Origin of the sequence: Parabacteroides sp. AF21-43 (assembly GCF_003635435.1) — a bacterium.
GTDB classification, from domain to species: Bacteria; Bacteroidota; Bacteroidia; order Bacteroidales; family Tannerellaceae; genus Parabacteroides; species Parabacteroides distasonis.
This window is the reverse complement of sequence record NZ_QTMG01000012.1, coordinates 1-8,647: the sequence shown is the minus strand read 5'-3', so window position 1 is coordinate 8,647 and position 8,647 is coordinate 1. Positions and strand designations below refer to the sequence as shown.

The 8,647-nt window shown below is 44.5% G+C and carries 6 protein-coding genes, 1 pseudogene and 3 riboswitches; of the genes and pseudogenes, 4 read left to right on the top strand and 3 right to left on the bottom strand.

The annotated features are described in order from the left end of the window. Nucleotides 1-54: 54 nt before the first annotated feature. Nucleotides 55-256: riboswitch (cobalamin riboswitch) on the bottom strand. A gap of 157 nt (nucleotides 257-413) precedes the next feature. From DWX84_RS10310 to accC, 3 genes are read right to left on the bottom strand one after another with little or no spacing between them, the layout of a single operon-like run. Beyond that, a complete protein-coding gene (locus DWX84_RS10310) occupies nucleotides 414-1,946 on the bottom strand; it encodes an acyl-CoA carboxylase subunit beta (protein WP_005859626.1) in 1,533 nt (510 codons plus the stop codon). Beyond that, complete coding sequence (locus DWX84_RS10305) at nucleotides 1,939-2,463, bottom strand: biotin/lipoyl-containing protein (protein ID WP_005859628.1); 525 nt, start codon at nucleotides 2,461-2,463, stop codon at nucleotides 1,939-1,941. The genes DWX84_RS10310 and DWX84_RS10305 overlap by 8 nt, the downstream gene beginning before the upstream one ends. 12 nt (nucleotides 2,464-2,475) lie before the next feature. Continuing rightward, on the bottom strand, nucleotides 2,476-3,987 hold the full coding sequence (accC, locus tag DWX84_RS10300; protein WP_008777846.1) for an acetyl-CoA carboxylase biotin carboxylase subunit: 1,512 nt from the start codon (nucleotides 3,985-3,987) through the stop codon (nucleotides 2,476-2,478). Nucleotides 3,988-4,072: 85 nt separating this feature from the next. Next, nucleotides 4,073-4,274, bottom strand: a riboswitch (cobalamin riboswitch). Between the two features lie 476 nt (nucleotides 4,275-4,750). Here accC and DWX84_RS22180 point away from each other — a divergent pair. The 4 genes and pseudogenes from DWX84_RS22180 to DWX84_RS10275 all read left to right on the top strand — a co-directional run. Further along, nucleotides 4,751-4,936: pseudogene (locus DWX84_RS22180) on the top strand (sugar O-acetyltransferase); the annotation flags it as partial. A 396-nt stretch (nucleotides 4,937-5,332) separates the two neighbouring features. After that, a complete protein-coding gene (locus DWX84_RS10285) occupies nucleotides 5,333-6,973 on the top strand; it encodes a RagB/SusD family nutrient uptake outer membrane protein (RefSeq protein WP_048927108.1) in 1,641 nt (546 codons plus the stop codon). Nucleotides 6,974-6,975: 2 nt separating this feature from the next. Continuing rightward, on the top strand, nucleotides 6,976-7,461 hold the full coding sequence (locus DWX84_RS10280) for a hypothetical protein (protein WP_048927107.1): 486 nt from the start codon (nucleotides 6,976-6,978) through the stop codon (nucleotides 7,459-7,461). Between the two features lie 105 nt (nucleotides 7,462-7,566). Continuing rightward, nucleotides 7,567-8,364, top strand: coding sequence for a DnaJ domain-containing protein (locus DWX84_RS10275; RefSeq protein ID WP_005867440.1), 798 nt, complete (start codon nucleotides 7,567-7,569; stop codon nucleotides 8,362-8,364). 172 nt (nucleotides 8,365-8,536) lie between these two features. Further along, nucleotides 8,537-8,647: riboswitch (cobalamin riboswitch) on the top strand. This riboswitch is flagged as partial in the annotation.

Genomic DNA, 8,647 nt, shown 5'->3' with positions numbered 1-8,647 from the left:
TCCTTTTAAGATATTGCTTATCTTTTCGTACTGCTTTCCTAATCCCTCGAGCAAAAACAGCCTTTAATGAATGGCAGGTCTTCTGACTGACTCCCATCTTGAAGCCTTCCCGGTCGCTAGAACCAGTGGCGATAGTGTTGTTTCAAGATGTTCTTCGGAGCTTCACAGCAGCGGGACTGTCCGGGATTTACACCCGATTCCCTTTTAATCCACATACCCGAATGGTATATGCGGAACCGATTCGAGAACAAAGATAGCATGTTTTCCGTATATATCATATCTTTTCGCTTTTTTGTTTACTTTTATTATCCAAATAAAAAAATCCCGGGACAAAACAATTGAACCGGGATCTTTTAACCTCTAAGCTATCCTCCCGACAGGAAGAGGCTTTGATTTTCCTTAAATAATAATTACTACAAGGGAATATTTCCATGTTTTTTAGGAGGATTACTCTGGCTCTTATTTTTCGCCATTTCCAACGCCTGAATCAATTTAAAACGTGTGTCTCTAGGTTGTATGACTTCATCTATAAATCCTTGCTCGGCTGCCCGGTAAGGATTTGAGAATTTCTCGGTGTATTCACGAATTGCTTGTTTCTTCTCCTCATCGTTGGCTTTCCGGTATAATATATTCACGGCACCTTCAGCCCCCATCACCGCAATCTCAGCCATCGGATATGCCAAGTTTATATCGGCACCGGTAGGCTTACTTGCCATTACGATATAGGCTCCCCCGTAAGCCTTCCGGGTAATCAACGTGATTTTGGGAACCGTGGCCTCCGCATAAGCGTAGACAATTTTTGCCCCGTGGCGTATAATTCCCGCATGTTCTTGCGTACAGCCCGGCAAGAAGCCCGGCACATCCTCGAACGTGATCAATGGAATATTGAAGCAATCGCAGAAGCGAATGAAACGTGCGGCCTTATCAGAAGCATCGATATCCAAGACTCCCGCTAAAAAGGCAGGTTGGTTCCCTACGATACCTATGGTACGGCCTCCCAAACGAGCGAATCCCACTACAATATTGCGAGCGAAATGAGGCATAACCTCGAAAAAGTAATGATTATCCACTATCGGCTCTATAATATCCTTGATGTCATAAGGGACATTAGGATCTTCCGGAATCACATGCTGCAACGACTCTTCTACCCGACGCACATCGTCAGCACAAGCTATAACTGGAGCGTCTTCCATATTATTAGAAGGCAGGAAACTCAGAAGTTCCCGGATACTCATCAAAGTCTCCTCTTCCGTATCACACACAAAATGTGCGACCCCGCTTTTTCCGCTATGTACCTGCGCCCCGCCCAGCTCTTCCTTATCGATCACCTCGTGAGTCACCGCCTTTACGACATCCGGCCCCGTGATAAACATATGACTTTGCTCTTTGACCATAAAAATAAAATCGGTCAAAGCCGGGGAATAACAAGCGCCCCCCGCACAAGGCCCCAAAATAGCCGATAATTGGGGAACGACTCCCGAGGCCATCGTATTTTGGTAAAAGATAGAAGCATAACCAGCCAAGCTATTCACCCCTTCTTGAATCCGGGCACCCCCCGAGTCATTCAAGGCGATGATCGGCGCTCCGTTCTTTAAGGCTAATTGTTGCACTTTCACGATCTTAGCGGCATTCGTGGCACTCAAGGTCCCACCGTATGCGGTAAAATCATAAGCGTAAACAAATACCAAACGACCATCGATCTTTCCATAACCACTTACCATTCCATCACCGGGAATCTTATTCTTATCCATCCCGAAGTTTGTACACCGATGCACCACGAATTTATCCAGCTCATTGAAAGTCCCTTTATCCAACAGCATCTCGATTCGTTCACGGGCGGTCATACGCCCGCAAGCATGTTGTTTCTCAATGCGATTCAATCCTCCTCCCAACGAGGCCTCTTTATTCAAAGCCTCAAAATCTTTATATAATTGCTCGTTATTCATATGAATCATCTTTTAATAGGTCTAAAGTCATAAGCACTTGATTGTTATCAACGGAATCTCCCTCGGATACCAATATATCTTTTACCACGCATGCTGAGCTTACCTTATAGTTACTCTGCATCTTCATCGCCTCAAGTACGACCACGGTATCCCCCGTTTCCAAGCGATCTCCTTTCCGCACAGGTATTTTCACGACTTTACCCGGCATCGGGGCGACAATCTTGTCATCTTGCTTCTCTTCCGCACTTTTACGCATACGCAAATATTTCTTTTGGGTATCTACGATATCCACATGATAGGAACGGTAGAACATATTCACGTCATAACTCCGATGATCTTCTCCGGAGATGATCTCCGCGTTAAATGAGTTCCCATCGTGCAAGACAGAACAACTGCCGTTCTCCGTCATCACGATATCCACATCATACGGCTTCCCGTCGATAGAAAGCCGGACTTTATTCCCTTCTTTACTGACCAATGTCACATCGGCCACACGATTTCCGATATGTATTTCCATAACCAATACCCGTTAAATCCGTAAGACACCTTTTTGTAAACCAAACTCCCGCCAACGGCTGATAGGACGTGTATCCACCAATTGGGTAGAAGTATTTTCCTCTAAATTCATCAAATAATCCATATAAGCGGCGATCATGGCGATATTCTCGATTTCCTCGTTATTACCGTTAGACCGTTGTAGCATCCGGGCATTCTTAGCGATAAATAATGTATTATATTCCCCTTTCACGAAATCAGGATTATGCATGATACGTTTCAAATAACTGAGGTTCGTCTTTAAGCCCGTGATTTTATATTCATATAGAACCCGGCGCATACGCTCGATCGCATACGCACGTGTCGTTGCCCATACGATTAATTTACCGATCATAGGGTCATAATAGACCGGAATCTCATACCCTTCATATACATAGCTATCGATACGTACCCCGATACCATTCGGTTCCGTTAATTGCCGGATAATACCCGGGGAAGGCATGAAATTATTTTCCGTATCCTCCGCACAGATCCGGCACTCGATGGCATGTCCTCGTTGGAAAAGATCTTCTTGACGAAGATGCAAAACCTCATTATTGGCGATACGGATTTGTTCCTTTACCAAATCCACCCCTACCACTTCTTCCGTGATAGGATGCTCTACTTGTAGCCGGGTATTCATTTCCAAAAAATAAAAATGGCGGTCCTTATCTACAAGGAACTCTATCGTTCCCGCTCCGGAATAATGAACCGCTTTAGCCGCAGCCACAGCCTTTTCCCCCATTTCTTTACGTAAGTCCGCTGTTAGGAATGGAGACGGGCTTTCCTCTACTATTTTCTGGTTACGACGTTGAACCGAACATTCCCGGTCAAATAGATGAATGACATTACCATGGTTATCTCCCAATATCTGGAATTCTATATGATGCGGCTCCTCTACGAATTTCTCTATATATACCGTATCATCACCAAATGAGGACAACGATTCTGAACGAGCCGTATGATAAGCCTCGACAACCTCGCCCTTCTCATGTATCAGGCGCATCCCTTTTCCTCCACCTCCCATAGAAGCTTTCAGCATAACAGGGAAACCAATTTCTTCGCAAACCCGAAGCGCTTCTTCCGCACTTTGCAACGGTTGCTCCGTACCGGGAACCACAGGAACCTCTGCGGCGATCATGCGTTTGCGTGCGGCGATCTTATCTCCCATCGCTTCCATCGTCTCCGCTGACGGGCCGATAAATATCAATCCTTCTTGCTTACAACGGCGTGCGAAGTCCGCGTTCTCCGACAAGAAACCATAACCGGGATGTATCGCATCGGCATGGTGCCGTTTCGCCGCAGCGATCAGATTGTCTATATTCAAATAACTTTCCTTGGAAGCCGCCGGGCCTATCAAGGCTGCCTCATCCGCATACATTACATGCCGAGCGGTACGATCGGTCTCCGAATATACGGCAACAGTGCGAATCCCCATCTCCTTACATGAGCGCATCACACGGATAGCGATCTCACCTCGATTCGCAACAAGCACTTTACGGATCATGTCGCCACGAGGACATAAATTCTCCATAAATCATTAACTATTGATTCTTATTCTTTTCGTACTGCTTTCCTAATCCCTCGAGCAAAAACAGCCTTTAATGAATGGCAGGTCTTCTGACTGACTCCCATCTTGAGGCCTTCCCGGTCGCTAGAACCAGTGGCGATAGTGTTGTTTCAAGATGTTCTTCGGAGCTTCACAGCAGCGGGACTGTCCGGGATTCACACCCGATTCCCTTTTAATCCACATACCCGAATGGTATATGCGGAACCGATTCGGGGGCAAAGATAGTATTTTTTATTTAACTATCCACTTCAGCCAGGCCGGAATATACGGAATACACGGATCCCAAGTAAAATTCCGTACAATAAGCTCACAAGAGAAGCTTATGCATAAAGCATTAAAAATCAACATTAAAAAAACAGGATAATCTTTCTGCGAAAACACATACATGTTTTTGAAAAAAGTCGTACGTGTTTTCTGGAAAGGTCGTACGTGTTTTCCTGAATCCTTCCACCGAAAACAATAGCGCATGCTAAAATTTACAAGAAGCTCCACTTAAATGAGATGTTAAATGAAAAAGCCTTACTTTTTGTAGAGTCAACAGGCAAGTACAGTTTTTATACATTTCGTTTGTTCGTGTTCTCAGCTATTTTGTGTAACTTTGCGTATGCTTGAAGGCATATCAATTTGAAGCTGCCTATTCTTGCTTGCGTTACCTTGTCGTAATAATTGGCTCAAACAAAGAGTAAGGCTCAACAATGACAAGAACTGTACGTTCCTCGATAATAACAATATCATTATCGGTAACAACGTGATGATAGCCCCCGATGTGAAAATATATACCGCAACTCATTCCGTTCAACTTGCGGAAAGGATGCCGGAAAGGACACATCCCGGAGCGTCCATCTGCGACACAATTGCCCGACCCGTCCTTATAGAAGATGGTGTATAGATAGGAGGCGGCTCTATAATCCTTCCGGGTGTGTCCCTTACTTGAACGACATTTTCTTATTATCGATTAAATATTTCATTCTTCCAAGAAATATTCCGACCTTTGGCATTGTATTGAGAAAATAACGTAGAAGCGTTTCGATATTATCCCGTATTTGGAATCTGGACAATTCTAATGAGTTGGGATAATAGACCAAATGGCTCCTGCGCTTGTGTTTGTTATATACCTCCCTTATGGGAAGACATATATCGACATAGGGCGCGGGATCATTGTGCCATTATCAACTCGTAGGCAGTCCAGAGCCCCAAATACGGTAATAGCCGATGGTCCCCGCTTTTTTATTAATATCGTTCAGCCGAAGGGACAGGTTGACAACTTAAATCAAATGCAATCATGAACAAATGGTTACTTGGGGTAGCAATGTTATTAAGCAGCCTGTTTTCTTACGCCCAATCACCACAGGCAATGAACTTCCAAGCGGTAGCACGAAATGCCGGAGGCAATCCTATATCAGACAAGGAAGTCGGAATTAAAATAGAAATCGTACAAGGGAGCGCATCCGGTACAACCGTTTATGGAGAAACGCACCATACAACGACAGCCAAGAATGGGGTAGTCAATCTACAAATCGGAAACGGAACAGCGATAAACGGTATCTTCACCGAGATTGATTGGAGCCAATCCCCCTATTACCTTCGGATCAGCATGGACACAGATGGAGGGGGCAATTATAAGGAGATGTCAACGTCACAAATGCTCTCCGTTCCGTATGCGCTGTATGCGGAGAGAGCGGGAACGGTAGGAAGCGAAACCGAGAAGAAGCATGATTTTTGGGTATTACCAAATGATAACAACAGCGCTATGATTTTAACAGGGAAAGCATCCCTTTCCTCAACGCTTTACAATCCCACAAGCAGTAATTTTTTCGTGAAATATCTAGATGATACAGACCAAGAGGTAACTATGGAAATCCTTGGATTACCATCCGACATTTCATTTAATAACGATTGCGGCTTAAAATCCGGACCATTCGGTAGACTTTTAACACTAAGTATTCTTCCCCCGAAGCAATATACTCCAGAAGCTCACTATTCATGTACTATAGTCTTCAAAAACAAATATAATGAAACCAAAAGCTATCCATTCATATATGAAGTAAGAGAAACCGGGGTTTATCCTGAAAGTCATTGGAAAACAGACGATGATATTTTAGCATCTATTGCTACCATAATCGATCCTAATTCTGACAGTCCCTGGGATGATTATAACCTTCTAAATACAGAAATCGATATTGATTTCATGAACAAGAGATCTCCGGATATCACAACTCCTTTTAATGAATTTGAGAATAAGACATATACACCTAATTCTGGAGGTATGCTAACAAGTCTATGGCAGATACCTTATGAAACAATCAATCGATGTAACAATCTATTGGAAGGCCTTGCCCAAAACACAAGTTCAGATATCACCGAAAACGTAAAGACCAATGCCATCAAGCAAGCCAAAGCCATCCGAGCTTATGCTCATTTGATGTTGACCTCTTGGTTCGGGCGTGTCCCCTTAGTACTGAAAACCTTGTCCTTTTCAGAATCTGCTAACGTTACCCAATCAGATCGTTCAGACGTTCTTGATGCCATAATCACAGACTTCACAGAAGCACAAGGAGTCTCTTCATTATCGAAAGAAGGAGAGCTAACCGCCAAAGATATCCAAATCCTGCTCTATGAGGCCCAGTTATTAAAAGGGAATTGGCAAGCAGCTTCTGCCATTCAAGCGAAAAGCGGCATCTTGGCTTTCATCAAGAAGATCGCAGACTGGAAGTTGAATCCAACGGCACAAATCACCGAGGCTTCCTTGATGGAAGAATATATGAACAACTATCATTCGACTTACAAACGAGGCAATCTCTATCTGAATATATTAAACTATAGCGCAAAATATTTCAATATGGATGCTTACAAAGCCCTATTGCCCATACCACAAGAAGAAATGGATAGAAATCCCAACCTGACACAAAACGGAGGTTATTAATCATGAAGAAACTCATATTCGTATTCATAGCCATCTGCGGCTTGAACCATGCGTATGCGCAAAGCCTCACCGGAGGCAGTCTCTCTTCTTGTCTCATCGAAGCAGAAGAGATGACAGCCGTCCTTGGGGAAACGATCGTGCCTACCCCGGAGAAAGGGGGCTATCTGGATGCTGGCTTCATCGAAATCCTTTTGGCAGAAGCAGTAGATGCGGGGACCGATCCGGAAACCCCCATAGATCCTACGCCGGGGGAACCTGAGATACCAACCTCCATCGATTCTCACAAAACGGATCCGCAAATCACTTCCCGAGGTGGAGTTCTATTTGTTTACACTCCCAGCCTACAGCCAGTGATGGTGATCGCACTCAATGGAAAGATTGTACGCTACCAAAAGCAAGTAGGCTTACAGGGCTACGAGGGATTGCCCTTCGGTACGTATGTCATCCGGATAAATGAGAAAACATTCAAGATCCAACTCTCCAAATAACCGCAAGGCGGGTATGCTTCACACACCCGCCTTTCACATTTGCATATCTCCCGTTTTTTTACGAATATTGCATATCGGTAATCAACAAATAAGATAAACAGGAATATGGGTATCGGGAAATGGATAGGTGGCGTCTTGGGATTTATGGCGTTCGGACCGCTAGGCGCTCTAGCCGGCATTATATTAGGCTCTTTCTTCGAGGAAGGGGCAAATATGACGGGGCAGTCTTTCGGTGGCGGCACCAATTACGATGATGAATATATACGAAGAGACCCATACGCCGGGGAACGTAACAGTTTCCTTTTCTCCATGTTGGTTATGGCATCCTATATCATCCGTGCCGACGGGAAGATCATGCATAGCGAGATGGAATACGTCCGTCAATTCCTTCGGAGAAACTTCGGCGAGATCGCCGTAAGCCAAGGTGAGGAGATATTGCTAAAGCTTTTCGACCAAGCCAAACGCATGGATCAGGAGAACAACATGGGATTCAAGAATACCATCCGGGAATGCGGAACCCAGATCGCATACAACCTAAGTTATGAGGAGCGGCTGCAATTGCTTGCGTTCCTCGCCGAGATCGCTAAGAGTGACGGGAATGTGTGCGCAGCCGAGATCAATGCCTTGAAAGAGGTAGCGATGGCGATGGGAATGTCTGATAGAGAAGTCGAATCCATGTTGAACCTAAAAGGAAGTTCCTTGGACGATGCCTACAAGGTGTTAGAGATAGAACCGACCGCCACAGACGAGGAAGTCCGTGCCGCCTATCGCCGGATGGCCGTCAAGCATCATCCGGACAAAGTAGCCAGTTTGGGAGAAGACATCCGCAAGGCCGCCAACGAGAAGTTTCAGAAAATAAATGAGGCCAAAGAAAGGATCTATCAATCGAGAGGCTTGAAGTAAGATTCGACAAACAGTATTACTTACGAATTGTCAGCCAATTACATTTACCGATATCTTCTTTATGATGTAAATAGTCTTTCTCCTTAATAGAAGTGGACAGACATATCATACCTTACAAAAAAACTTTTTCATATATATTTTCTAAATATTAGAAAACATTCATATCTTTGCCTCCGATTTTAGTAATCAAGCTATCACATAGTTTGGTGAGAGGGAATCCGGTGTGAATCCGGAGCTGTTCCTGCAGCTGTAATGGCTCACCCGATAAACCTGGGGGATTAAG

Coding starts and splice junctions, on each gene's coding strand:
- DWX84_RS10305 (WP_005859628.1), bottom strand. CDS start 2,463: ATGGAAATACATATCGGAAATCGTGTGGCCGATGTGACATTGGTCAGT.
- DWX84_RS10275 (WP_005867440.1), top strand. CDS start 7,567: ATGGGTATCGGGAAATGGATAGGTGGCGTCTTGGGATTTATGGCGTTC.
- DWX84_RS10310 (WP_005859626.1), bottom strand. CDS start 1,946: ATGAATAACGAGCAATTATATAAAGATTTTGAGGCTTTGAATAAAGAG.
- accC (WP_008777846.1), bottom strand. CDS start 3,987: ATGATCCGTAAAGTGCTTGTTGCGAATCGAGGTGAGATCGCTATCCGT.
- DWX84_RS10285 (WP_048927108.1), top strand. CDS start 5,333: ATGAACAAATGGTTACTTGGGGTAGCAATGTTATTAAGCAGCCTGTTT.
- DWX84_RS10280 (WP_048927107.1), top strand. CDS start 6,976: ATGAAGAAACTCATATTCGTATTCATAGCCATCTGCGGCTTGAACCAT.